19 protein-coding genes are annotated in these 24,018 nt (G+C 69.4%); 5 read left to right on the plus strand and 14 right to left on the minus strand.

Going from position 1 to position 24,018, the window contains the following annotated elements; genetic code table 11:
- Nucleotides 1-89: 89 nt before the first annotated feature.
- The 6 genes from HUA78_RS04185 to HUA78_RS04210 all read right to left on the minus strand — a co-directional run bounded on the left by HUA78_RS04185 (nucleotide 90) and on the right by HUA78_RS04210 (nucleotide 6,025).
- Nucleotides 90-866, minus strand: a complete 777-nt coding sequence (locus tag HUA78_RS04185) for a ZIP family metal transporter (RefSeq protein ID WP_141647885.1) — start codon at nucleotides 864-866, stop codon at nucleotides 90-92.
- A gap of 45 nt (nucleotides 867-911) precedes the next feature.
- A complete protein-coding gene (locus HUA78_RS04190; protein WP_174461528.1) occupies nucleotides 912-2,165 on the minus strand; it encodes a COG3014 family protein in 1,254 nt (417 codons plus the stop codon).
- A gap of 45 nt (nucleotides 2,166-2,210) precedes the next feature.
- Nucleotides 2,211-2,819, minus strand: a complete 609-nt coding sequence (gene lpoB / locus HUA78_RS04195) for a penicillin-binding protein activator LpoB (RefSeq protein ID WP_174461529.1) — start codon at nucleotides 2,817-2,819, stop codon at nucleotides 2,211-2,213.
- Nucleotides 2,820-2,833: 14 nt separating this feature from the next.
- Nucleotides 2,834-3,664 (minus strand): hypothetical protein, encoded by an 831-nt coding sequence (locus HUA78_RS04200; RefSeq protein WP_174461530.1) that lies wholly within the window; start codon nucleotides 3,662-3,664, stop codon nucleotides 2,834-2,836.
- Between the two features lie 15 nt (nucleotides 3,665-3,679).
- Nucleotides 3,680-4,246 carry a hypothetical protein gene (locus HUA78_RS04205; RefSeq protein ID WP_141647881.1) on the minus strand — a complete coding sequence of 189 codons (567 nt, stop codon included), beginning with the start codon at nucleotides 4,244-4,246 and terminating at the stop codon, nucleotides 3,680-3,682.
- 117 nt (nucleotides 4,247-4,363) lie between these two features.
- The gene (locus tag HUA78_RS04210) at nucleotides 4,364-6,025 is read right to left on the minus strand and encodes a mechanosensitive ion channel family protein (RefSeq protein WP_174453082.1); all 1,662 of its coding nucleotides are present in this window, start codon (nucleotides 6,023-6,025) and stop codon (nucleotides 4,364-4,366) included.
- A gap of 171 nt (nucleotides 6,026-6,196) precedes the next feature.
- Between HUA78_RS04210 and HUA78_RS04215 the strand changes: the two genes are divergently transcribed.
- The 4 genes from HUA78_RS04215 (at nucleotide 6,197) to HUA78_RS04230 (ending at nucleotide 12,374) form a co-directional block, all read left to right on the plus strand.
- The gene (locus HUA78_RS04215) at nucleotides 6,197-6,580 is read left to right on the plus strand and encodes a PleD family two-component system response regulator (RefSeq protein ID WP_015351808.1); all 384 of its coding nucleotides are present in this window, start codon (nucleotides 6,197-6,199) and stop codon (nucleotides 6,578-6,580) included.
- A gap of 5 nt (nucleotides 6,581-6,585) precedes the next feature.
- Nucleotides 6,586-8,178 carry a multiheme c-type cytochrome gene (locus tag HUA78_RS04220; protein WP_174475709.1) on the plus strand — a complete coding sequence of 531 codons (1,593 nt, stop codon included), beginning with the start codon at nucleotides 6,586-6,588 and terminating at the stop codon, nucleotides 8,176-8,178.
- A 210-nt stretch (nucleotides 8,179-8,388) separates the two neighbouring features.
- Nucleotides 8,389-10,827, plus strand: a complete 2,439-nt coding sequence (locus HUA78_RS04225; protein ID WP_254623539.1) for a LysM peptidoglycan-binding domain-containing protein — start codon at nucleotides 8,389-8,391, stop codon at nucleotides 10,825-10,827.
- A 716-nt stretch (nucleotides 10,828-11,543) separates the two neighbouring features.
- On the plus strand, nucleotides 11,544-12,374 hold the full coding sequence (locus tag HUA78_RS04230; RefSeq protein WP_174475851.1) for a L,D-transpeptidase family protein: 831 nt from the start codon (nucleotides 11,544-11,546) through the stop codon (nucleotides 12,372-12,374).
- Between the two features lie 4 nt (nucleotides 12,375-12,378).
- Here the strand turns inward: HUA78_RS04230 and HUA78_RS04235 are convergent, their stop codons facing one another.
- The 6 genes from HUA78_RS04235 to HUA78_RS04260 all read right to left on the minus strand — a co-directional run bounded on the left by HUA78_RS04235 (nucleotide 12,379) and on the right by HUA78_RS04260 (nucleotide 21,382).
- Entirely contained in the window at nucleotides 12,379-14,136 is a 1,758-nt protein-coding gene (locus HUA78_RS04235) for an AAA family ATPase (RefSeq protein ID WP_174453079.1), read from the minus strand.
- Between the two features lie 85 nt (nucleotides 14,137-14,221).
- Nucleotides 14,222-16,846 carry a serine/threonine-protein kinase gene (locus HUA78_RS04240; RefSeq protein WP_174475710.1) on the minus strand — a complete coding sequence of 875 codons (2,625 nt, stop codon included), beginning with the start codon at nucleotides 16,844-16,846 and terminating at the stop codon, nucleotides 14,222-14,224.
- 120 nt (nucleotides 16,847-16,966) lie between these two features.
- A complete protein-coding gene (locus tag HUA78_RS04245) occupies nucleotides 16,967-17,749 on the minus strand; it encodes a hypothetical protein (protein WP_174465952.1) in 783 nt (260 codons plus the stop codon).
- Nucleotides 17,746-19,029, minus strand: coding sequence for an ABC transporter permease (locus tag HUA78_RS04250; RefSeq protein ID WP_141648166.1), 1,284 nt, complete (start codon nucleotides 19,027-19,029; stop codon nucleotides 17,746-17,748). The genes HUA78_RS04245 and HUA78_RS04250 overlap by 4 nt, the downstream gene beginning before the upstream one ends.
- Nucleotides 19,026-19,727, minus strand: coding sequence for an ABC transporter ATP-binding protein (locus HUA78_RS04255; protein ID WP_174453077.1), 702 nt, complete (start codon nucleotides 19,725-19,727; stop codon nucleotides 19,026-19,028). Before HUA78_RS04255 ends, HUA78_RS04250 begins: the two co-directional genes overlap by 4 nt.
- Nucleotides 19,724-21,382: a hypothetical protein gene (locus HUA78_RS04260; RefSeq protein ID WP_174475711.1), complete on the minus strand. Its 1,659-nt coding sequence runs from the start codon at nucleotides 21,380-21,382 to the stop codon at nucleotides 19,724-19,726. Before HUA78_RS04260 ends, HUA78_RS04255 begins: the two co-directional genes overlap by 4 nt.
- A gap of 298 nt (nucleotides 21,383-21,680) precedes the next feature.
- Between HUA78_RS04260 and HUA78_RS04265 the strand changes: the two genes are divergently transcribed.
- Nucleotides 21,681-21,944, plus strand: a complete 264-nt coding sequence (locus tag HUA78_RS04265) for a hypothetical protein (protein ID WP_174475712.1) — start codon at nucleotides 21,681-21,683, stop codon at nucleotides 21,942-21,944.
- A 33-nt stretch (nucleotides 21,945-21,977) separates the two neighbouring features.
- On the opposite strand, the gene HUA78_RS04270 is transcribed toward HUA78_RS04265, so the two are convergent.
- Nucleotides 21,978-22,745 carry a hypothetical protein gene (locus HUA78_RS04270; RefSeq protein WP_141648175.1) on the minus strand — a complete coding sequence of 256 codons (768 nt, stop codon included), beginning with the start codon at nucleotides 22,743-22,745 and terminating at the stop codon, nucleotides 21,978-21,980.
- A gap of 76 nt (nucleotides 22,746-22,821) precedes the next feature.
- Nucleotides 22,822-24,009, minus strand: a complete 1,188-nt coding sequence (locus HUA78_RS04275; RefSeq protein ID WP_141648170.1) for an ABC transporter substrate-binding protein — start codon at nucleotides 24,007-24,009, stop codon at nucleotides 22,822-22,824.
- Nucleotides 24,010-24,018: the final 9 nt, after the last annotated feature.

A 24,018-nucleotide genomic window follows, 5' to 3' on the forward strand; every position in this document is an offset into this window, starting at 1 on the left:
GTGCGGCCCCTCCCTGGTGGAGAGAGCACCGAATGATGGTTTGTGACGAAACTCCGGAGCGCGAGGCTTTAGCGCACGAGCGAGCAGGCTCAGTGCGCCGGATGCCCCATCAGACGCGCGAGCCCGAACATCAGGGCCAGTCCCACGAACAGCGCCAGCACGTTGCGGCCCGGCTGGTCCTTGCCGTGCCGGTGCACGTGCGGCAGCAGGTCCGACACGGCGATGTAGAGGAACGTGCCCGCGGAGAAGGCCAGCGCCTTGGGCGCCATGCTCTCGAAGCGCAGCACCGCGTCGAAGGCGAAGTACAGCAGCGCGCCCGCCGGCACCATCAACCCGTACAGCACGGAGAGCAGGAGGATGGAGCTTCGCGAGCGCCCCTCCGTCTTCAGGATGGAGGCGAGCGACAGCGCGGAGGGGACCTTGTGCGCGACGATGGCCAGGAGCGCCATCAACCCCACGCCCTCCTCCACCGCCGAGCCCAGGGCGATGCCGTCGAACAGCGTGTGCGTGGACAGCCCGAGGAACGCGGTGAGCCCCAGCACCTGCCCGGCCTGCGCGGGGGAGCGCCCGCTGCCGGACATGTGGTCTCCGGGCAGGTCCTCACCCGCGTGCGCCACCAGGTAGCGCTCCAGCACGAGCAGGAAGACGAAGCCCGCGGGCACCAGCGCGAAGGCCCACCAGCCCCCGCCCTCGTACGCCTCCGGCAACATGTGGAAGAAGGCCGCGCCCAGCATGACGCCCGCGGCGAAGGCGAGGAAGCGGACCAGCTGCGTGGGCCGCTGATTCCACAACACCACCATCGCGCCAAGCAGCGCGCCGATGACGACGATGAGGGAGTAGAGGGCCACCGTGGCCAGGACCGACATGGGGCGCGCACCCTACAACAAAACCGCCACAACAAAACCGCCGACTCAGTAGCGCCGCACCACCACCAACCCTACCCGGCCCGGCTTCACGTCCACCGTGTGCTCCGACACCCGTCCCCCCGCTTCTACACGGACCGTGTGGCTCCCCGCCGGCACCCGGAAGCGCGCCACCTGGAACTCAGCGGGCAAGGAAAGCCAGGAGCGCAGGTCTGGCGCATTGCCAGCGTTGAGCAGGAGGAAGGCCAGCACGCCCAGCTCCTCGCTCTTGGTCGCGGCGCCGAGGCCCGCCGCCAGGCCCGCCTTCACCGCCACGCTGGCGAGCTGCTTGGCCAGCATCCCGCCGATGCGGGTGTCCAGGTGGAGCCGCGCGACGTCCGCCAGGGACGTCACCGTCACCGCCCGCTCGTCCTGGTCGCCCAGCTGCACGCGCACCGACGGCGCGCTGCCCCGGTCCCGGTAGACGGGCACCTCGATGAGGTTGCCGCCGGTGCCGTAGTCGCGGGACGTGGGCTGCTTCTCCGGCGACAGCCCCGCTTCCACCACCACCACGACCTGGGACTCGTCACGGGCCAGGGGCGGATGGGCCACCTCCGGGTACTTCTCCTTCAGCGCCGTGTAGACGTCATCGCGGCCGGTGTACTTCGACAGCCGCAGCAGGGGCTCCACCAGCGCGCCCAGCCGGGGCTCCAACTCGTACGCCTTCGCGTAGTCGATATAGGCCGAGTCCCAGTCGCGCTGGTCCTCGCGGATGACACCGCCCAGGTAGCGGGCGATGGCGAGCTGCTGGTACGGCTTCTTCTCCTCGGTGACCATCTTCTGGAGGCGCTCGTTGACCTGACGCACCTCCACCATGGCCGCCTCGTCGTCTCCCAGCTCCGCGTAGTTGAGCGCCTGGACGACGGAGATCATCAGCTTCTCGAAGTCCTCGCCGCGGTAGGCGCGCTGACGCTCGTTCGTCACGAGCGCCCCCGCCTCCTCGCTGACGGAGACGCCGTCGAGCCGTGCGCTGAGCTGCTCCGCCTCCTCCATCACCTTGTTGCTCTCCGCCCACTCGCCAGCGGCGTGCAGCACCATGCCCTTGTCCAGGAGCACGAGCAGCGCGTCCTTCTCCGAGCCCTCTTTCGAGACGGCGTCGAGCCCCACCAGCGCGCCCGGATAGTCTTCCGACTGATAGGACACGCGGACGCCGCGCGTGCGCGCCACGTAGTCGCCCGCGCAGCCAGTCAGCAGGAGCACGCTCGCCAGCGCGAGCACGCCCCCACCTCGAGGGCGCGCCAGGTGGCGGAGAAGAGAGGTCATGAGCAGTCGAGCCTTCGCGTGGAGCCAGCGGCTTGCGTCAGCCTGCTACCAGCTGACGCCGCGCTTCTCGAACTTCTTGCGGATCTGCTTCTCGTCCGTCCACTCGATGAGGCCGGTGCGCACGTTGCTCAGCTTCGCCGTCATCTTGTAGTACACGAGCTTGTCGCGGCCGACCTCCTGGATGATGGAGGCCAGGTCTCCCGTCATCATGAAGTCCACGGACACCTGCGCGCCCGGGCCCTTGGCAGCGTTCGGGTCCACGTAGCCCGACTGCTGGTACTCGTACTCCTCCGCGATGTCCTGGCGCGCGGCCTGGTCCACCATGGCGAAGCGGCCCGTCTGCGCGAGCGCCGTCTGAATCTTGTCGCCCAGCGAGCGCATGTCGATGTGCTCGGACGTGCTGTTCTTCAGCTTGCCCACGAGGACGATGGGCAGCGAGCCGTCCGGACGCGGCGTGGAGAAGCGCGGCGAGTTGGCCAGCGACTCCGCCATCTTCTTGGCGATGAGCTGCAGGTCGTTCTCGTTGAACTGGTCCGACAGCATCTCGATTTCGTTCGGGTCTTCGTACGACCCGCGCGTGTACGCGCGCGGGCCAGTGCACGCGACGAGCGAGGCGGCGAGGCAGGCGGTCAGGATGAGGCGATGAGTCTTCATGGTGCGTATGACTCCTAGTTCCATTCGCATTCGAAGCGGCTGCCCTCGAAGTTCCATTTGTAGTTGAGCACCGCGTCACGGCGGTACCCCGCCGTCAGGCGGCACAGGCTCATGAGCGAGGCGCGGGGATAGTCGAAGGTGTAGCTCTGCGACTTCGCCCGTTCCTGCGGGGTGAGCTGGGAGGGATGGGTGAGCGTGGGGCTGGCGCTGGCGACCACCAGCACGTTGTGCTTGCCGTACGTCTTCAGCGGCACCCGCCCGGAGAGCTGAACGCGGCGCACCGTGCGCGCGACGAGGATGTCGCTGCGGTCCACCGTCGTCTCGTGGCGGTTGCGGCGCTGGAGCAGGTCCGTGATGTTGGCGCTGAAGACGCGGGTGAGGTCCCCGTCGTCGACGAAGAAATAGAGGAACGCCTCGCGCGCGACACGGCTCTCACCCGTGAAGTCCATCGTCACCAGCAGCTCCAGCTCCCGGTTGGGCGCGATGCCGTGGCGCGACACCGCCGCGAGCACGTTCTTGTCCACCCCGGCCTTCTTCAACTTGATGAGGCCATCCGCGCTGGCGTCACATGCGCAGCGCCTCTCTTCAATCATCTTCACCAGCTGCGCGGGCTCGAAGCCGGCCTGGGACAGCTTGGTCAGCTCCTCGTCCGTGAGGGGAAGCTGGTCCGAGCGCTCGTAGATGCGCGGCAACTGGTTCGGGTCCCACTGGATGATGTTGTAGGTCTGCGTGGTGCCCGTGGGGAAAGGCAGGGAGACCTGCGGACCTCCTCCCGTGGAGGAGAGGCTGACGGGGGCCTGACTGGAGGCCAACGCCAGCGTGGCTGCGAGCACTTGGGCAATCATGGCGAGCGACCTCCCCTAGAACCTGTAACCGATGGACATGCCCAGCCGGTGCGTCACGCCGCCACCGCCAATGGGGATGTCCGGGTTGTAGTTGAGCCCCAGCAGGATGTTGTCCCGGTGGCCCATCAGAATCTCGGCGCCCACCTGGGGGGAGATGCCGAAGCGCAGCCCCTCCGCCTCGGGAATCACGATGGCGCCGGCCCTCAGGCCCGCGGTGAACACCAGCGGCCAGCCCCAGGTGCGGAACTTCGGTCCCACCATGCCGATGAAGCGACCGCCGTCGAAGACATAGGCGGCGCTCGCGTCGAGCGAGAACCAGTCCGCGCCCCACAACGACAGCGTGGCGCCCACGTACAGCGGCGGGCCCGACGGCGCGTCCTCGGGGGGCTCCTTGTCATTGATGGCCGCACCCCAGTCGAGCTGGAGCGACACACCCTGGCTGTTCGAGCCCGAATAGCCGCCCTTGCCATACTCGGATTCCTCGGGCCCATCCGTGCGGCCCCGGTCCTGCGCGGCCGCGGTCAACGGCGCCGCGACGGCCAGCGACAGAAGGGCTCCGCACAACCTGGAATGACGCTTCATCTCGAAGACTCCCACATGCGGTAGGTGCGAAAATTCCAACGCAACGACGGTGCGGCGTCACCAATATTCAAAACACCCTTCCGGCAGGCAAGGGCTCCCTGTCTCTGTCGCACCGTCTCAGGAGGTGCGAGGGCCCGTGGGAGGGAGGTCCTGGGGGGCATCCGGCTGGGGGTCCCGAGCCTCCGGGGGCGGCAGCGCGGTGGGGGCCTGCCGGGACTCGGTGCGAGTGAAGGGCAGCCACTCGGGATGGGCCCGCAGGAAGGCGACCAGCCGCTCACGGACGAGGGCGCGCAGGTCGAAGAGCTTGTCCGGGTTGGCCGCACTGACGAGCGCGCGGACGGTGAGCGTGCGGTCCTGGGCCTCCAACACGACGACGGACTGGAGCCGCCCGTCCCACAGGTGCTTCGCGTCCTGCTCGACGATGCGCCGCAGCTCCCCGCGCACCGCGTCCACGTCCGTGGAGTAGTCCACCTGGAGGGTGACGGCCCCGAGCATCTCCGTGCTGGACTTGCTCCAGTTCTGGAAGGGCTTGTCCAGGAAGTAGGTAATCGGGATGACCATGCGGCGCTGGTCCCAGACGCGCAGCACCACGTACGTGAGGGTGATTTCCTCCACGGTGCCGAACTCGGTCTCCACCACCACCTGGTCGCCAATGCGCACCGGCTGGGTGATGGAGAGCTGGATGCCGGCGAGCAGCGTGGCGATGGACTTCTGCGCCGCGAGGCCGATGACGATACCGGCGATACCGGCGGACGCGAGCAGCGACACGCCCACGTTGCGCACCACCTCGAACTGCATCAGGAGCAGCGCGGCGGCCACCACATAGGTCGCCGCCTCGAAGACGGCGCGCAGCACCGCGAACTGGGTGCGCAGCGAGCGGGCCCGGCCCGCGTCGCGCATGTCGCCCGACACGCGGTTCTGCACGAAGTTGGCGAACACCCGCAGGAAGCGCAGGATGAACCACGCCACCGCGATGATGATGAGCGAATAGCTCAGCCGGTTGAACAGCGTCTGCACCGGGCGCGGCAGCAGCAGCAGGGACGTGCCCGCCGCCAGGAGTATCGCGAAGTACGGCAACCGCAGGGGCCCCCGCCCCGCCGCCACTAGCTGGTCATCCAGGGTGAGGTGCGTCCACTTCGCCAGTCGCAGCCCGAACGCGAGAGACAGCCGCTCCAGGAGCAGGGCCAGTCCCACCGAGCCCAGGAGCGTCACCAGCAGGCCCAGCCACTGCCAGGGCTCCAGGCCGAACACGGTGCCGGAGAAGAAGAAGGGCGGCAGCCACTCCGCCACGCGGGGGCCGTAGGTTTCGAAGAGGGGGTCCACCATCCGCACGGTGGACTCGCTGAACACCCAGACCAGGGAGCCGTCCTGGGCCACCCGCTGGACGCGGATGGACACATTGGCGCCCTCCAGCGGGATGATGCCCAGCAGGTCGAAGCGGGGGTCGGCCGGGTCACCCTCCGCGACCTTGCTCAAGAGGGACAGGTCGATGGAGAGCTTGCGGTCCAGGACGAACTTGAGCCGGCGGGCCAGCTGGGCGCCCCGCTCGGGCTGCTGGGCGCGGGGGATGAAGTCCAGGTCCAGGTAGTGCGCCGCAGTGGCGTAGTCCCCCCGGTGGGCCGCGGCCAGGAACCCCTGGGTGGTGGAGTGGGGGGACTGCCGGTCCACGGGGGACGAGGGGGACCCCAGGCCCGAATTGAGCGCCGCGACGGGCAGCGTCCAGAGGAGACTCCCCACCAGGAGAAGGGCCGTCCAGGCTCGGCGGTCTGGGTGCATCATGGCGCCCTGCATACTCCTTTTCGGTGGGTTTGCCGGAAGAAGTCAGGCTCCGCCCCCCGCCCGGACGACCGGGAGGGGGACGTCCACGACACCACCCCGTCTTACCCCGTGGGAAAGGCGTTGGTGCGCCGGGTGGGGGTAGGATAGAAACGGAGCCCAAGGAAGGTCGACGTGTCCGAGAAGCGAAGAATCCTCCTGATTGACGACAGCGAAATCACGCTCGCCATGGAGAAGGCCGTGCTGGAAGCGCGCGGCTACGAGGTCGTCGCCACCTCCACGCTCATGGAGTTCGAGAAGACGCTCCAGAGCTGGCGGCCGGACCTCATCCTCACGGACATCCACATGCCCGAGGCCAAGGGCACCGACATCTGCCGCACGCTGAAGAACGAGTACGGCACCCAGGACATCCCCATCGTCCTGTTCTCCAGCCTGCCCGACGACGAGCTGTCCAAGCTGGCCGAGCAGGTCGGCGCCGACGGCTTCCTGTCGAAGATGAACGGGCTGGAGGCCATGGGCGAGAAGATCGACGAACTGGTGCAGAGCATCCTCTGGTGAACCGCATGCCGCGCCCCGTCCCCCTCGCCGCCCTCTGGGGCCTGGTGCTGGTGCTCGGTGGGTGCATGCGCAAGGAGCCGCCGCCCCACCCGCCCGAACCCGAGGCGGGTGTCGGCACCGCGTCCAGTTCGGCGCCCGGCGCCATCCTCTTCGTCTCCGCTGATACACGCGGCTACCTGGGCCCCTGCGGCTGCAGCGAGAACATGCGCGGCGGCATCGCCCGCGCGGCGTTCCAGGTGCGCGAGGCACGCCAGGGCACCACCCTGCCCGTGCTGTACGTGGACGGCGGCAACAGCCTCTTCGGGGAGACCATCCTCAAGCCCGGACAGGTTCCCCAGGAGGAGCTGAAGGCGAAGGCGCTGGCGGATGCCATGCGGCTGATGGGGCTGTCGGTGCGCGCCACGGGGCCGCTGGATGACACACGCGGCGCGGACTTCCGCCAGGGGCTCGGTCTGCCGGAGGTCGCGGACGGCGCGGTGAAGCTGTTGCCGGCGGGCGCTCGCAAGGTGGGCGTCGTCGCGGGGGAGACGCCCGCGCAGCTCGTGGCGGCCAGTGCCAAGGCCCGCGCGGAGGGCGCGGACTTCGTGCTGGGGCTGCTGGATGCGCCGTTGGAAGAGGCGCAGAAGGCCGCGGAGACGCCGGGGCTCGCGGTGGACGTGCTGGTGTCCACGCGCTCCGCCACGGAGATGAGTGGTGAGCAGAACCGGCTGGTGAAGGCGTCGGTGCCCGTCGTCGCGCCGCAGAGCAAGGGGCGCTCGCTGGTGCGCGTGGACTTGAGCTACGCGCCACAGCCGGGGCGCTTCGCGCTCCAGAAGGGACAGGCCGACCTGGAGCGAGAGGTGGCCGCCCTGGAGCAGCGCACCGCGCTCCTGGACAAGGACATCAACCTCCCGGGCATCGACCCGAAGCTCAAGGCGCTCAAGCAGGCCAAGCGCGACGAGTTGGTGGCGCGCAGGCAGGCCCTGGTGACGGCGCCTCCCGCGGCGGCCACGGACGTCAACGGCTTCACGGTGCGCTTCGTGCCGCTGGAGTCGGGACTGCCCTCGCTGCCGGACGCGCAGGCGCTGGTGGCGCGCTACGACGCGGAGGTGGGCAAGCTGAACCTCGCCTGGGCGAAGGAGCACGGTCAGGACTGCCCTGTTCCCGCCAAGGGTGAGTCGGGATTCGTCGGCAACGAGCCGTGCCGCGCGTGCCACGAGGAGTCCTTCCCGGTGTGGGAAAAGTCCAAGCACCACCACGCCTGGGAGACGCTGGAAGAGGTCGGCAAGCAGCACCACCTCAACTGCGTGGGGTGCCATGTCACGGGCTGGGAGCAGCCCGGTGGCGTGTGCCGGCTGGACAAGGTGGCCGGGCGCGAGGACGTCGGGTGCGAGAGCTGCCATGGGCCTGGCTCCGCGCACTCGGACGAGCCGAGCGCCGACAACATCCTCGCGTCTCCTGGTGAAGCCGTGTGCGTCACCTGCCACAACCCGGAGAACTCGCCCCACTTCGACTTCGCGACGTATCTGCCGCGAATCCTGGGGCCGGGGCATGGCAAGCCGGTGGACGATCAGCCGTCGAGCAAGCCAGCGGACACTCGGAAGCCCGCCAAACCGTAATCACGCGTCAGCGCCTGGCAGGCCGCACCCACGGAGCGTGCAGAGTTCGGCCATACCGCGCGACTCCTTGTTTGACTGTCAAGAAAAAGGGCGAATACTTCGGCCTTCGCCTGCTTCTGGGCGCACTCTTCCTGCGACCAAATGCTGCCTCTCTGCCTGCTCGTGCTGAACCTGGCCTCGCTCCCTCTCTCGGAGGGAGTGCCACCGCCCATGCCCCCGCCTCCGCCCGGCATGCGCGTGCTCGCCGCGGATGAGACGCGGGCTGTTGCCCCCACCCCTTCGACGGTGAAGGACACGCCGCCCACCACGGGCGGCAGCGTCACGAAGACCCAGCCCACGAACACCGGTGCGGTGAAGACCGAGGGCTCTGCTTCCTCGCCTGCTGTTGGCTCCACGGCCCAGGTCGATGCGCCCACGGGCGCCGGCACTGTCTCTGGCAACACCGTGAAGGCCCCTGCCTCCGCGAGTGCAGGTGCTACTGCGAGCCCGAGCACGAACAACACGGTGAAGGACCCGACCTCCACGAGTGCCGGTGCTGCCGCGAGCCCGAGCGCGAACAACACGGTGAAGGCCCCTGCCTCCGCGAGTGCCGGCGAGGCGACGAGCCCCGTCGCTGGCAACGGGGTGAAGCCCGCGACGCCCACGAACTCCGGCGGAGAGAAGACGGCCCCCGCCACCGCGAACATGGCGCCCACGAACTCGGGCAACGCGGCGAAGACGCAGGCCGCGCGCACGACGCCGGTGCCCCCGAGCACGGCGCAGTCGACTTCCGGCAACGCGGTGGCCGCTGAAGAGAAGTCGTCGCCGCCGGGCAACAGTGGGGCGCCGGAGATCGACGACAAACAGGCCATCGCGAACGGTCAGGACGCGGAGGACGCGGACGGGGAGCCCGAGGCGACGCGCGAGGTGGTGGAGTCCGAGTCCGCGGAGATGGAGGAACTGCGCGCGCTGGAAGGCGTGACGCTGGACCCGGCGGCCCGGCCGAGCGCGGAGGTGATGCAGTCCCTGCGTCGACTGGGGCTCGCGAACCCGCTGCGCATGCGCATGCTGGACGCGCTGGAGGAGCCCACCTTCCGCGAGGACGACACGCCGGAGCAGCTGCCGCTCATCACCAACCTGGCCGCGTTCGACGTGGGGCTGATTCAGGACCGCTACGACATCCCGGTGGAGATGCAGCCGCTGGTGGCGCAGTACATCCAGTTCTTCCAGGGGCCCGGACGGCGCTGGTTCCGCAAGTGGATGTCCCGCTCCGCGCGCTACCTGCCGGTGATGCAGCCCATTCTGGAGAAGCACGGCCTGCCTCGGGACACCGTGTACCTGGCGATGATTGAGAGCGGCTTCTCCGCGCACGCGTACTCGTGGGCGCACGCGTCCGGTCCGTGGCAGTTCATCTCCAGCACCGGCAAGCAGTACGGCCTCAAGCAGGACTTCTGGGTGGACGAGCGCAGGGACCCCATCAAGGCGACCGGCGCCGCGGCGACGTACCTCAAGGACCTCTACAGGGAGCTGGGCCACTGGTACCTCGCGTGGGCGGGCTACAACACCGGCTCCTACCGCGTGCGGCGCATGGTGGAGCGCCACGGCACGCGCGACTTCTGGGTGCTGTCGGAGGAGAAGGGCCTGGCGAAGGAGACGAAGCACTACGTGCCCAAGCTCATCGCCGCCGCGCTGGTGGCGAAGAACCCGTCGGCGTTCGGCTTCTCCGAGCAGGAGTTCGACTACGAGCAGCCCCTCGAGTTCGACGTGGTGGAACTGACGGACGCGACGGACCTGGACGTGGTGGCGCGCGCGGCGGGGGTGAACATCCAGGACGTGCAGGACCTGAACCCAGAGCTGAAGCGCTGGTGCACGCCTCCGGCGAGCGCGAAGAACCCCTACAAGCTGCGGCTTCCCCCGGGCTCGTCGCCCCGGTTCGTGGAGGGCTTCAAGAAGCTCTCGCCGGCCGAGCGACTGACGTTCCGGGTGCACACCGTGAAGCGGGGCGACACGCTGTCGCAAATCGCGGAGCGCTACGGCACGGCGTCGGAGGCCATCCTCCAGATGAACCGGCTCAAGAGCGCGCGGACGTTGAAGCTCGGCACGGACCTGGTGATTCCGGTGCCGGCGAGCAAGGCGGGCCCCACGGGTGGCGGCGCGCTGGCGAGCAAGGTGGCGCAGGCCCGCCGCAGCGGCGTGGTGGTGCACCGGCCCGAGGACGAGGTTCCCGCGGGGACTCCGAAGGGCCCCGTGGCAGCGGGCCCGGTGAAGACGGAGACGCTCAACGGGCGCAAGCGCGTGACGTACGGCGTGCAGTCCGGCGACAGCCTGTGGGTCATCGCCACGAAGTTCAACGTGTCGGTGGATGACCTGAAGAAGTGGAACAACCTGCGCCGCCGCAACCCGACGTTGCAGGTCGGCTCGTTGGTGTACGTGTGGCCCGAGGGCACGTCCCAGGTGCAGGAGCGCGCGGGCACGGTGGTGGTGGCGAAGCAGGTGGCCGCGAACGTGGGGACGCCGGGCGGAAAGGTGCACGCGCTGGCCGAGGGCGAGACGCTCTGGTCCGTGGCGCAGCGCTATGGCATCACCGTCGAGGACATCATGCGGTGGAACAACATCAAGGACCACCGCTCCATCCCCACGGGGAAGGTCCTCTCGCTGAGCGCACCCTGAGCCTCCGAGCGAGGACGTCTTCGGACGTCCCGCCGTGGGACGCATCGTTGCCGCGTGGCGAGGGATGACCTCGACGATTCGCTGAGCGCACCCTGGGCGTCCCGCGAGGGCAGATTCGGATCTCCCCTCGTCGGGCGCGCGGTTGCGGGTTGACGGGGCTCACGTCGCGCCTTGGTTCAGCGCGCCATGGGCGTCCAGCGAGGGCAGCTTCGGACCTTCCGTCGTCGGGCGAGTGAATTGCACAGGGGCTGGGGATGACCTCGCCCATTTCGCGGAACGACTCACCCACCCTGCCCTTCTCGCTCGACGCCGACGACGTCCCCCTCTCGAGGGATGTGGATGCCGGATGGGCTCACACGCATCCCCCGACGCGAGCCCGAGACAACTCCGTGGAGACCGCCCCACGCGCGGCGTTCTCCGTCCAGGTCTCGCGACGCCCGTCCCACGAAGTCCGGACGGCACAACGTGGTGAAGGGGCCGGCAAGCTCGCCCACGATTTCGTAAACATCCCGCTGGGTTCGAGCAGCACACTGGCAAAAGACTCGGCCTCACTCGGGACGCCAGAGCGAGCCATCGCCACCGCCCACGACTTCGTAAACACCCCGCTGGGTTCGAGCATCCTCGCAACAGACTCGGCCTCACTCGGGACTCCGGAGCGCACCATTCCCTTGCGCGGCGACGCCCTCGTCAGCGGCAAGGCGGCCCTTCCCACTCCCGTGCAGCCCACCAACACGAACGGATGGGGAAGCTCATCCTGGCTCTCGGTATCCCCGCCCCTCGCCAACGCCCACTTCACCGGACTGCCCCAGCTCGCGGACGTTGCGTCCGGACAACAGGTCCTCGGTTCGGGCTCGCGAGGTGACGGCCCGCGCGCGGTACAGACAGCGCTGCTGAAGATGGGCTTCGCGCTCCACGGTGGAGCGGACGGACAGTTCGGTCCGCAGACGGTGCGCGCCCTGCGCAACTTCCAGGTCCACGCGCGTCGCGACTTCCCCTCGGTCAAACCCACGGGCGTCCTGGACGCCGCCACGCTGCGCGCACTCGATGCCCTGGCCCCCGAGCCCGGCATGCGCGGCCAGTCGCGCGGGACGCCTCCCGCCCTCTACGACGGCCAACCCGTGCGCGTCGTCGTCGCGCTGCGCGAGCACCGCACGTTCCTCTACGACGCGGAGGGCCGCCTGCTGGACATCTTCCCGAATGCCTCGGGCACGTCCGCGACGCCCACGCGCGCGGGGCTCAAGGTCGTCCGGGCCCGACTGGACCAGGCCGCCGCCGAAGCAGCGGGCGCGCGCCTGTGGAACGACCGGCACGTCTTCGGCACACGCATCCTCGACCTGTCCTGGGCCGACGGCCGGCACTCCGCCGAGGAGCTGCATGGAACCAACGCCCCCGCCCTCTTGGGTGCGGACGTGTCCCATGGCTGCATCCGTCACTCGAACGAAGCCATCATCGTGCTCCACGACGCGCTCTCCGCGGGAGACCGCGTGGCCATCGTGGAGCACGTGGACGACCCGCACCTGGGCGGAACCCCGGTGCCGGTCTCCTGAGATGCTACCCCGCTTCGAGCAGCGCCTTCAGCTCGCGCACACGACGGGTGATGGCATCACGGTCCACCGAGCGGTAGACCTCCGGCAGCAGCTCCCGGCTGGTGCATTCCTGCACCGCGACCAGGTTCTGGAGCTCGATTTCCAGCGGGTAGCTGGGGGGCACGAAGTCCGCCAGCACCGCCGCCAGGTCCTCCTTCGCCACGGACTCCCGGCCCTCCGCCAGCGCGCGGAACTTCGAGCGCACCATGACGGCCTCGATGTCCGCGCCGCTGAAGGCCCGAATCCCCTCCGGAATCATCTTGGAGAAGGAATCGATGCCCTCCACCGACACGCCCGTCTTCTTGGACATGACCTGGAACAGCTCGTCCCGCTCCGCGTCCGTCTGCGGATAGAAGAGCGCCAGGTGCTCCTCCGCGCGCCCCTGACGCTTGAGGTCGATGGGCAGCAGGTCCGGCCGCGCCGTCATCAGGAACCAGACAATCTTGCCGCGGTACTGCGTGTTGCCCATGAAGGAGGCAATGGAGCCGAACACGCGGCTGCTCGTCCCCGAATCTCCACCCGAGTCACGGTTGCCGAGGAAGGTGTCCGCCTCGTCGATCATCACCGCCACCGGCCACAGCGCCTTGAGGAGGTTGAAGATCTTCTCGAGGTTCGCCTCGGTGACACCCTGCCACTGGCTGCGGAAGTTCAGGAACTTCACCACCGGGATTCCAATCTCCCCGGCGAAGCAGCTCACCATGAACGTCTTGCCGGTGCCCACCGGGCCCGACAGCAGGTAGCCCATGGGCATGACCTCGATGCGCCCCTTCTTCAGCGCGGAGGCCGCCTGCCGCAGCATCTGCTTCGCCTTGGCATGTCCGGCGACCGCATCCAGCGTGTGCGTCGGCTCGATGAACTCCAGAAGGCCGTGGCACTCCGCCTGGATGATCTCCTTCTTCTTCTCCTTGAGCAGGTCGGAGGTGATGCGAATCTCCCGCTCCAGCGCCTCCGTCAGCACGCGGTCCAGGTTGATGCGCGACAGGCCGGCCGTCATCTTCGCGAGGCCCGCCAGCGGCACCTCCGACAGCGACTGGAGCCGCTTGCCCTCCAGCTTGTAGCGCACGTACTCCAGCCGCTCCTCCTCGGTGGGCAGCGGCAGTTCAATCGGCGCCACGTACGGGTTGCGGGAGATGCGCGGAGAGATGTCCGCCAGGTTCTCCGCCAGCAGCACCACGGACACGTCGCCCGCGAGGAACTGCGGGTCATGCGCCCACTTGTCCAACGTGGCCAGCACGAAGCGGTCCTCGGACGACAGGTGGGAAATCTCCCCGCCCGGCACCAGCGTCTCCGCGAAGTCGATGATGAGCGCCAGCGAGCGGCCCTCGCTCAGCCGCATCCGCAGGAAGTTCTCCAGAATCTGGAGCGCGCGGCCTGGGTCTCTCGGCGTCACCTTCGCGTAGTCCGTGCCGTACATCGCGTCGTAGCCGGACATCGTCCGCGCCAGGTCCTTCTGCGTCTCCGGCGTGGCCGAGCGGATGCCCGACGAGCGGTCGTAGAAGAGGACGTGGTCCCGCCCGCCGAACAGCTCCTCGGAGAGGAAGGTCTTCAGCGTGCCGAAGCCCCGCCCGCCGTCCTCCAACTGGAGCGGCTGGAGGTCCCTCACCGCCCCGTAGAGCAGGAAGGTGCTGACCGTCTTCGTGTAGTACTTGCGGGCCAACTGCTGCGCCCAACGGGGGAGGTCCGCCAGCGGATCTTCCTTGTGAACCTTGCGCACCTTGCTCACGGACACACGCCTCCTGTCGCTCCCCGGTTCGAGGAGCTGACGCACCCGCTTCCCACGAGGGAAGCGGGGCTCGATTTCATGAAATCTAACGGCAGCGGGGCTGACGCTTGAGGGAAACCGTCGCCGTGGCGATGGATTCTCCGGCCTCCGGCGCGGGAACGTCCACCTCCGCGTCGTTGTGGCACTTCAGCTTCAGGGTGAGCTGACGCACGTTCGGGGACACCAGCACCGTGGCTGGCGTCTCCCCCAGCTCCTGGCCACCCGCGAAGATGACCGCGCCCGCCGGCTTGGAGTCGATCTTCACCGACACCTTGGACACCACCGGCTCCAGCTTCAGCGACACCTCGAACGGACCGTCACCCGTCAACGGCACGCGCTTGGAGGCGGGCTTGTGCTGCGGCGCGCTGATTTCCACCACCCACTCCTGGCCGGAGATGGGGACGCCCTTGATGAACGCGTCCGAAGCGCCCTGCGCCCGGATGACCTTGCCGTCCACCTTCACCTGGGCATCCGAGGGCTGAGTGACGAGCACCAGCGACGCGGTGCGCACCAGGCTCTCCAGTGCGACTTCCACCGGCTCCACGCCCTTGCCGCTGTTGACCTGGAGGGTCCGCGTGAAGGTCTTGTAGCCCTCCGCGCTCACCGTCACCATGACCTGCCCCGCCGTCACCTCGCGCAAGAGCGTGGTGCCACCGCTCTCCACGGGGATGGGCTGGGTGTCCAGCGTCACCTGCATCCGACCTCGCACCTCGGGCGGAACGCGCTGGAGATCCAGCATGACGTAGCCGACCCCCGGACGCGTCGCCACCCACCCCACGAGGAGGAGCACCAGCAGCGCCACGGCGCCGCCCACCCCATAGAGCACCCGTTTGTCCAGGCTCCGTCGGCCCAGCGCGGGCACGGCGGCGGTCGGCCGGTCTTCCTGGTCGTCGTCCTCGTCCTGCTCGACGTGACGCGGCGGAGGCGGCCTCGGCGGAGTTCCCGCGCCGAGCATGGGAGGCGGACGCGAGTTGTTCTGCAGCCCCTCCGCCAGCGCCGCGCGGGAGAGCCCCTGCGAGACCTCCGGCGGGAGCGCCGAGCGCGAAATCCCCTGCGAGGTGTCCGGCGCGGGCCCGTCCCGGACGATGCGGGGCAGCCCATCATTCCCGCCACGGCTGCCACGCGGCCCGGGGGCCGACGCGGCGACTTCCGAGGGCATCAGCGTGGGCACCGTCACCGAGGGACGTGGCGGCGCGCCCGCGGGCGTCAGCACGGGCATCGGCTGGGACATCCTCGGGGGGGCCTGGGGTGGGACGATCGACGTCTTGCCCGTGGTGGGCTCCTCGTCCTCGTCGCCCTGGGACTGGGCGCGCGTCTCCAGCGGAGTGACGGTGCGGCCCACCGTCGCTCCAGGCTGCGTGGTCGGCTCCGGCCTGTCGTCGAAGACGTGGTCGCTGGACACCAGCTGCGTGGCCTGGATTTCGTCCTCCTTCGGCGCGGGCGCGGCGGTGGCCGCCGTCAACCGGGGCAGCGCGGCCAGCGTGGGCGAGCGCCGCACGCCGGTGGGCGACACGGACCCCATCGTCGCGGTGGCCCGAGGCGGCGCGGCCATCGGCTGCACCACGGGAACCGCCTGCGGAGGCGGAGGCTGCGGAGCCGCCGCGGGCATCGCCATCATCCCGCCCGAGCCTCCCGTGCTGAAGCCCGTCGCCGCTTCGAGCGCGGCGAGCATGCCATCGGGAGGACGGATGTCGGCGTAGTCGGACAGGCGCTGCTTCTCGCGCTCCACTTCCTCCGCGAAGGTGGACTTCATGTACTGCATGAGGTCCTTGCGGCCGAAGATGGTCTCACTGGTGATGAGGAAGCGCTGCAGGTCGTCGCCCAGCTCGCTGGCGTACTGGTAGCGCTCGTCCACGTCCTTGGCGAGCGCGCGCATGACGATCTTCTCCAGCACCTCCGGGATGCGCCGGTTGTACGTGGACGGCGGCGGCACCTCCGCCTTGCGCACCTTCTCCAGCACGCTGAAGTCGCTGTCGCCCACGAAGAGCCGCTCGCCGGTGAGCATCTCGTAGAGACACACGCCGATGGCGAACACGTCCGAGCGCCGGTCCAACGGCAGGCCGCGGATCTGCTCCGGGCTCATGTAGCCGAACTTGCCCTTGAGGATGCCCGCCTGCGTCTTGGTCGCCTTGCCCGCCGCCTTGGCGATGCCGAAGTCGATGACCTTGACCTCGCCCTCGAAGGAGATGAGGACGTTCTGCGGCGAGATGTCGCGGTGGACGATGTTCATGTCCCGCCCCATCCCGTCCTTCTTGCGGTGGGCGTAGTCCAGGCCCTCGCACATCTTCGACAGGCAGAAGGCCACCAGCGGCACGGGCGCGGGCTCACCCTTCTTCCGGCACCGGTCGAAGATGGCCCGCATGTCCTTGCCGGGGATGTACTCCATCGAGATGAAGTAGCTGCTGGCGATCTGCCCCAGCTCGTAGATCTGCGCGATGTTGGCGTGGCTCAGCTGAACGCTGATCTTCGCCTCATCGATGAACATCGAGATGAACTCTTCGTCCTCCGCGATGTTCGGCAGGATGCGTTTGATCGCCACGAGCCGCTCGAAGCCGCTCGCGCCGAACTGCTTGCCGCGCCACACCTCCGCCATGCCGCCGATGTTGACGCGGTCCAGTAGGAGGTACTTCCCGAATGGGATGGGCTGACGCTTCGGTTGAGAGGTCGTCACGTGGGGGAGGGTCCGTTCGACGGGAGCCTAGCGATCGCCCCTCTGTAGGGTCAACCTCGCGGCGACCCTCACGCGCTCTCCAGGCGAGCAGGCAACAGGCGCGTAGCAGCGCCATTTTTCTCAAGGTTGAAGACTGGAGGTGCCGCCGTCCGTACCGTCCTCGGCCGCGGGCCCCGGAACCTCCCGGAACGCGTCCCCTGGTTCGGCCTGTTCCTCGTCGGAAATCGCGGGCTGGACGAGCAGGAAGCGCAGCTTGCCGCCCGCGGACAGCAGCTCCGGCGCGCCGAAGCGATTCTCCTCGGCCAGGCCCACCATCGTCACCCAGGCCCCCTTGCGCTCCGGCGCGACACAGTACAGCAGCGTTCCGGGCCGCACCCCTGGGGCATCCCGCACCGGGCCCTCGCAGTCCTTTCGGACCTGGAGGGCATAGGCCGCGAGCGGCTCCCCACGCACCAGGTAGGGAGGGCGGCCGAGCTCTTCCAGCAGGGGCTGGAGCACGCGAGGGTCCTCGGCCACCGCGTCCTGGGTGGACAGCGCCTGGGCGAGCTTGTGGAAGCGCTGCAGGCTCATGGACGCCATGTCCGTGGAGTCGATGGGGATGCGGCTCTCCGACAGGACCAGGTCCGCGAAGAGCGCGCCGACCAGGAGGATGGGCAGGAGCCGGTAGCCCTTGAAGTCCTCGACCTTGCCCCGCGCAAGTCCGCCCAGGACAACGACGGCGGTCGCCAGGGCGGCCAGCGCCAGCACCACCGCGGGGCGCACGGGCGAGGGCAGCTCGACGAGGGCCGAGACATCCGCGGTGCGAGCTCGCAGCGCGTCCGCGAGGTCCCCTCCGTAGATCCAGGCGATGGCGGCCAGGCTGAGCACATTGCCCAGCAGCGTCTTTCGGGAGGGAAGCTTCATCCGGCGAGTGTCCGTGCGGGGTCGGTGGCGGCGGCGCGGCGGCTGGGAAAGTAGGCCCCGGCCAGCGCGGCCAGGAGTCCCAGCACCACTCCACCCAGCACCACCGGCCAGGGGAAGGAGAAGAAGCTGTCGGGCTTGTACGGGAAGTTGGGCAGGTAGCCCGCGGCGAAGCGGTTGACGCCGAAGGAAGTGAGCAGCGCCACGGCGGTGCCAATGGCCCCGCCCACGAGTCCCACCACGGCGGCCTCGGCCAGGACGATGGCCCGGATGTCCGAGCGCGACGCCCCCACCGCCTGCATCACACCAATCTCCTTGGCGCGCGCGCGCACCGAGGCCGACAGCGCGTGGGCGATGTTCACCGCCGCCAGGATGCAGATGAGGATGGACAGCAGCGCCAGCGCGGAGGTCGTGAGCGCGACGGCCGCGCCCGTGTTCTCCGCCATGCGGCGCTCCTGGTCGTCGATCTCCAGGCCCATGGCCTTCACCGCGTCCACCAGCGCGGGCACCTTGGACGGGTCCGTGGCGACGAGCGTGACACCCGTGAAGGTGTCCGCGTCCACGCCCGCCTCGCGGTTGATGCGCATCGCTGTCTCCAGCGGAATGGTGATGCCGGCGAACATGGCCCGGTCCGACGCCCCCACCACCTGCGTCTGCGCGGAGCGGCTGGGTCCCGACGCGGAGTTCGCCGCCACGTAGGAGCGGTTGAACTCCACCGGGAAGCCGAAGCCGACAAGCATGCTCGCGGAGAGCTGCGGCAGCTTGCGCGCCGGGGCGAACGTCTTGTTGTACAGCTCCAGGAGCCGCGTGGAGACGAGCGCCGGAATCGGCTGCCCTTCACCCGGGTCCTTGAACTCGCCCATCTGCACGTCGCCCTTCACGAGCGCCGGCTCCACGCCCACCGCCAGCACCTCCATGCCCATGCGCAGCTTGGTGCCGAAGAAGGCCCCGTCGTAGCGGGTCACCGCGGGCACGCGCACGCTCATCTTCCGATGCGCCGCCTCCACGCCGGGCAGCGAGCGCAGGCGCTCCACCGCCTCCGCGTCCAGCTTGCCGCCCCCCAGCAGCGAGCCCAGCGACACCGCCGGGGGCACCACGTCCAGCAGTCGCGCGTCGGTGGGGAAGATCTTCTCGCGGATGACGCGGCCCACGCCCAGGCCCAGGCCGATGAAGAACACCAGCGTGCCCACGCCCATCGCCACGCCGAACGCGGAGAAGAAGGCCCCCCGGCGCTCGCGCGCGAGGCTCAGTCGCACCAGTCGAGACAGCGCGTCCAGTCTCACGGAGCACCTCCCAGGGCCGCGCGCTCCGGTGCGGGCTCTTCCACGAGCTTGCCCTCCTTGAGCCGCAACACCCGCCGCGCGGCCGCGCTCATCCGTTCCTCGTGTGTGACGGCGAGCACGGTGAGTCCCTCGCGGTGCAGCTCACGGAAGAGCTGAATGACCCCGTCGCCCGTGGTCGCATCCAGATTGCCTGTGGGCTCGTCACACAAGAGCAGCCGAGGTCCGCCGTAGAGGGCGCGGGCGATGGCCACACGCTGACGCTCGCCCCCGGACAGGCGCACCGGGGCGCGGTCCTTCTTCGCGCCCAGGCCCACGCGCTCCAGCAGGGCTTCCGCGCGCTTGACGGCGTCGGGAGTGCGCGGACCGAAGTACGAGGGCAGCAGTACGTTCTCCAGCGCCGACAGGTTGGGGATGAGGTGGAAGGACTGGAAGACGAAGCCCACGTGCGTGTTGCGGAAGCGCGCCAGGTCCTTGTCCTTCAGGCCCCCGAGCGTCACTCCGCCCACCTTCACCTCGCCCCGGTAGTCGACATCCAGGCCGCCCAACAGGTGCAGCAGCGTGGATTTGCCGCTGCCGGACGGGCCCACCACCGCGACGAAGTCCCCGGCTTCGACGTCCAGGGTCATTCCGTCGAGCACCCGCACCCGGGTGCCATCTCCATCCAGATATTCCTTGGTGACGTCTCGAGCGTGAATCACGGAGTGGCCGGCTGGGTCGTGGTGGAAGACGGCGAGGTGGGGGTGAGGCGCAGGGACATCTCCGCCTGGAGCGCGCGCTCCTTGCGAGACACGGACAGCGTCACGGCGCGAAGGTCATCGGTGGCCTCCAGCCAGCGCACGGTGGTGGCCTTGATGGCGAAGCCGCCAATGCCCCACGCCTCAGACGGGAGGTTCTTCACCGAGTCCGCCAGCCGGCGCAAATCCAGCACCGCGCTGAACGCGGCGTCCTGGCCCACGTCCTTCAGGTCCGAGGTCAGCGGCCCTTCGCCGGCCTTCGCCGCGAGGGCGGTGAGCGAGGCCTCCAACTGCGACTGGGGCGAGGCGACCAGCAACTTGCCGTTGGGCCCGAGCGCGAAGTGGGCGCCCTCCCCCGCGCGATACGAGGTGAGGTACACGCGCTGGCCCTTCAGGTCGGAGGCCTCCACCTTGGCGCCGAAGTCGCTGGAGATCTGCGGCAGCTTCTCCAGGAGGGCCTGCGTCCGCGTGGCGTCCTCCAGCTCCGACAGGGCCACCAGGTTGACGAAGCGGAAGGGGTTGGTGCGGCGCAAATCGAGCGCGGGCATGCCGGAGCCCAGCTGCACCTTGGGCGACAGCGACAGGCCCAGCACCGTGCCCGGCTTGAAGTTGTCGAGCACCTCCGCCTTCACATCGAGCCCGCTCTTCTGCACCGCGCGAGTCAGGTAGTCGCCCACGAGGTAGGGCCACACGCCGTCGAGCTGGGACGGGTCGCCCCGGAAGCGTGCCACGAAGAAGCTGTCCGGAGGCAGGAAGCCGCGCAGGTCCGCCGCGTCCTTCACCGGGTCCAGCGCGGCCAGCGACTCCTTCGTGTCCGGCCACGGCGCGTCCGCGTGGACGGTGACGGCACGGTCGTCGACGAGCCCGGTGAGCGTGAGCCCCTGCACGGTGCCCGCGGGGAGCAGCAGGCCCGCGCCGCCGGGGATGAACACGTGGAAGTCTCGCTTCGACGGCAGGCGCTGGAGCGAAGCGGCCAGCACGGGCTCCTTCGCGAGCGACCTTTCCTCGGCCTGGCTGGCCAGGGGGCGCAGCGATGCGACGGAGGGCCCCGCGCCCAGGAGCGCGAACTTCCCGCCGCTGATGAAGAGCAGGCCCAGCGCCGCGGCGGGGTGGCCCGGGCGGTTGAAGGTGACGAGCTTGCCGCCCACGCCGCTCTCCTCCTTCTTCTCGGAGGCTCCAAGTCGGGTGCGCGCGAAGCCGGCGAACGTCGCCTCGAGCTTCTCCGCGTCCCTGACACCCACGACGGAGATGGCGCGACCGTCACCGAGGATGGCCGCGCCAGCGCCCAGCTCGGGAGCGAGGCCCGCGGCCTCCAGGGCCTGACGGCTGCGCAGGTCGACGCCCACCTGCCGCATCACCGCATTCACATAGCCCTCCGCCGAGGAGAAGCTCTGGAGCTGGGCGGCGAAGGAGGCGACCTTCAGGTTCTGGAAGCGCGCCAGCTTCTCTCCGAGCGCTCCCAGGTCGTGGATGACGACGGAGGCTTGCGCATCGCGAGGCAGGTAGCGCGCGGGGCCGGAGGCCGTCGGGGCGACGGGCCCCTCGTCCTTGCCACAGCGTGAGCAGCCCGCGATGGCGAGCACGAGGAGGAGGGTCGGAAGCCAGGCTCGGCGGAACATGACGGCAGGACAGGACGGCTGGGGCGGAGAGTCAATGTATTCCTGTGCGCGGCGTACGTCCGCCTCCCTGCCAAGGGACCCGGATGATGGGCAGGCAACTTCCACGAGACTCGATGCCCGCCACAGAGGCTTCGGAGGGGAGGCCCCACCAGCAACCCGCGACGTCAATGCGACAGCAAGCCATGCCGCCAGATTGCCAATCTGACGGAGTCCCGAGGGCCACTCCAACGTGACCCGTCACGGGGCGCGAGGGCACGGCGATTGAAACACGAGCGATGCCCATTCGCCGAGGAGTCCCATGACGCTCATCGAGATGCTGGCGGTTCTGAGTGCCCTCGCGGGCGCCGTCGTCGGAGCCATCTTCGGGTGGCGTATCCATCCCGCCGTCAGCCTCGTGGGCCTCTTCGTCGGCGGAGGGCTGGGCATCAACGCCTGCCAGGGACTTCTCATGGGGGCAGTGACCGTCGGCATCCTCATGACGGAGGGCCCCCGTGGAGTCATTGCGTTCTGGAAGAAGCCCCTTCCTCCGCGAGACAGAGGAAGGGACGAGAAGCCCCCCTGATGCGCAACCCAGGCGAAGCTCCGCGACGACGCGTCAGCGCACCCGCGAGCCATGCGGCAGCGGGCCGCGAGTCTCCTCGGTGAACTCCAGGAACTGCTCCATCTGCCGCACGGACTCGTCGGTGGCCTCGGCCTCCGCGCTCAGCATGGTGAGCTGCCGGTTGACGACCTCCGGGTCCCGGATGGCGATCGACTGCTCGTGCGTCAGCCGCATCATGTCTTCGATGCCCGCGAGCTGGTGGCTGACCACTTCCCGGCTCTCGCTCGCCTGTTCGAAGCGCGCCAGCCGCTTGCGAAGAATATCCACCCGGTTCTGCTTCACGTCCTTCAGCCGGGGATTCGTCTCGCGCGCCACGTCCTCTTCCAGCTCCCGCACGTCCTTCTCCAGGTGTCCCCGGTCGGAGCTGTTGAGGTACGAGCGGTACTGGTTCAGCGTGGAGATGAGCCGCAGGAACGACGTCAGCAGTGCGTCCAGGCGCGGCTCGCTGTCGGACTCCAGCACCTTGCCGCCCGGCAGCTTGCGGTAGTTGGCGAGAATCTTTTCCTTGAGGCCAACGAGCTGCTGGTAGTGCTCGCGCTGCGACGGCGCCAGGTCCGCCAGCAGCGAGTCCACCGCCTTGCGCGCGGCCTCCGGGTCCGTGGGCTCCCGCGAGCGGATGGCCCGCTGGAAGCGCGGCATGGACGAGAAGAGGCCCAGGTACAGCCCCTCCAGCCCGAGCGCCAGCAAGGCGGGCAACGGCTCGCCCGTCAGCGCCGCCGAAGCGGCCGCCGTGCCCAACCCCACCAGGTTGGCCGGCAGCATGAATGCGGCCTTGATGTAGTTCGGCGACTTCTTCGCCACGTCCGACCTCCCCTTCCCGGCGCCCGGTCGACTTGCCTCAGGGACCGCGCGCCTCCGACACGTACTTCAACGCTCCCAGGTCCCTCGTATCCTCCGCGAGTGGCACCTGGGGTCCCTGCTTGAGCTTCTGGAAGAGCGCGGCGGCGCTCTGGTACAGCTCGTCATAGGTGACCGGCGCCTCGCCGGAAAGGCCGAAGAACGCTCGATTGTCCGCCAGTGTCGCGGGCGGCGCGCTGCGGATGGCCTCAATCGGGTCACCCAGGTACGGCGCCACCTCACCCAGCATCCGAGCCCCCGCCGTCGGGTCCTTCAGCACGCTCTGCCCCGCGTCCAGCATCCCGCGCAGCACCCGCCTCACCGCGTCCGGATAGCGCGCCGCGAAATCCCCCCGCGCCACCAGCACCGTCGCCACCAGGTGCGGCGCATCCGCCGTCGTCGCGAGCACCGCGCCGCCCCGGTCCTTCGCCGCCAGCTCCACGTCGCCCCACAGCCCCACCACCGCGTCCGCGCGGCCCTCGCGCAGCGCTCGCCCGGCATCCAGCGTGGAGGGCAGGTCCACCCAGCGCACGTCCGTCGTCCGCAGCCCCGCCCGCGCCAGCACCCACAGCGCGAAGTAGTGCGTGGAGCTGAACGGATAGACGCCCACGCGTTTGCCTCGCAGGCTCGCCAGGTCCGTCACACCCACCGCCGCGAGCGCCTCCTGCCCGCGGCTTCGTCCCGCCAGCAATATCGTCCTCGGCGCCGCGTCCCGCAGGCCCGGGGCCCACGACGCCAGCCGGTCCACCGACAGCATGGCCATGTCCACGCCGCCATTCTCCGCGCCAATGGCCAGGGCCTGCCGCAGCTCCTCCTCTCGGCCGAAGAGCACCGCCCGCGCGTCCAGCGCATAGGCCGTCTTCAGGAAGCCCTGCGCCGCGTTCGGAGGGGGCGCGGGGTTGTCCAGCGTCGTCGCCCCACCGGCCGCCACGAGCAGCCCCGCCGCCGAGCCGCGCGGCGTGAAACCGATGAGCACCGGCCGCAGCGGCACGGACGCCACGTCCGCCACCGGCGCCGACACGCCCGCGGGAAAGTCTCCGGGAGACAGGCGGATCGCCTCGCGCACGGAGGGAAAGAAGCGCGCCTGGAGGGTGTCCAGATATCCCATGCGGGATGCGAGCACCCAGCCCGCGCCCAACGCGCACAGGAACAGGAAGAGAAAGAGACCTGGCCCACGGTGGAGCTTCATCCGTCAGTT

Source organism: Myxococcus sp. CA033, from assembly GCF_013336625.1.
In the GTDB taxonomy this organism is placed as follows: Bacteria; Myxococcota; Myxococcia; order Myxococcales; family Myxococcaceae; genus Myxococcus; species Myxococcus llanfairpwllgwyngyllgogerychwyrndrobwllllantysiliogogogochensis.

Coding starts and splice junctions, on each gene's coding strand:
- HUA78_RS04190 (WP_174461528.1), bottom strand. CDS start 2,165: ATGACCTCTCTTCTCCGCCACCTGGCGCGCCCTCGAGGTGGGGGCGTG.
- HUA78_RS04210 (WP_174453082.1), bottom strand. CDS start 6,025: ATGATGCACCCAGACCGCCGAGCCTGGACGGCCCTTCTCCTGGTGGGG.
- lpoB (WP_174461529.1), bottom strand. CDS start 2,819: ATGAAGACTCATCGCCTCATCCTGACCGCCTGCCTCGCCGCCTCGCTC.
- HUA78_RS04245 (WP_174465952.1), bottom strand. CDS start 17,749: ATGAAGCTTCCCTCCCGAAAGACGCTGCTGGGCAATGTGCTCAGCCTG.
- HUA78_RS04265 (WP_174475712.1), top strand. CDS start 21,681: ATGACGCTCATCGAGATGCTGGCGGTTCTGAGTGCCCTCGCGGGCGCC.
- HUA78_RS04270 (WP_141648175.1), bottom strand. CDS start 22,745: ATGCTGCCGGCCAACCTGGTGGGGTTGGGCACGGCGGCCGCTTCGGCG.
- HUA78_RS04185 (WP_141647885.1), bottom strand. CDS start 866: ATGTCGGTCCTGGCCACGGTGGCCCTCTACTCCCTCATCGTCGTCATC.
- HUA78_RS04260 (WP_174475711.1), bottom strand. CDS start 21,382: ATGTTCCGCCGAGCCTGGCTTCCGACCCTCCTCCTCGTGCTCGCCATC.
- HUA78_RS04200 (WP_174461530.1), bottom strand. CDS start 3,664: ATGATTGCCCAAGTGCTCGCAGCCACGCTGGCGTTGGCCTCCAGTCAG.
- HUA78_RS04275 (WP_141648170.1), bottom strand. CDS start 24,009: ATGAAGCTCCACCGTGGGCCAGGTCTCTTTCTCTTCCTGTTCCTGTGC.
- HUA78_RS04205 (WP_141647881.1), bottom strand. CDS start 4,246: ATGAAGCGTCATTCCAGGTTGTGCGGAGCCCTTCTGTCGCTGGCCGTC.
- HUA78_RS04225 (WP_254623539.1), top strand. CDS start 8,389: ATGCCCCCGCCTCCGCCCGGCATGCGCGTGCTCGCCGCGGATGAGACG.
- HUA78_RS04220 (WP_174475709.1), top strand. CDS start 6,586: ATGCCGCGCCCCGTCCCCCTCGCCGCCCTCTGGGGCCTGGTGCTGGTG.